Annotated in this window: 1 pseudogene; it reads left to right on the top strand. The window is 66.7% G+C overall.

Going from position 1 to position 222, the window contains the following annotated elements:
* Nucleotides 1-121: pseudogene (gene nifH, locus SM757_RS35420) on the top strand (nitrogenase reductase); the annotation flags it as partial.
* Nucleotides 122-222: the final 101 nt, after the last annotated feature.

Raw genomic sequence — 222 nt, 5'->3', positions numbered from 1 at the left:
CGGCGTGATCCCCTCGCCCATCACGATGGACGAGCTCGAAGACCTGCTGATGGAGCACGGGATCATGGACGCCATCGACGAGAGCCAGGTCGGCAAGACCGCCGCTGAGCTCGCCGCCTGAGTCTGAGTTTCCGCCAGCGCGCCTTGCGCCTCCCCGCCGCGCCGTTGTTGGCCGGCGGGGGTCACCGAACACCACACAAAGCAATCTCACGGAGTCTTCGC

Origin of the sequence: Azohydromonas lata (assembly GCF_034427735.1) — a bacterium.
GTDB classification, from domain to species: domain Bacteria; phylum Pseudomonadota; class Gammaproteobacteria; order Burkholderiales; family Burkholderiaceae_C; genus Azohydromonas; species Azohydromonas lata.
This window is presented reverse-complemented; position numbering and strand designations above follow the sequence as displayed.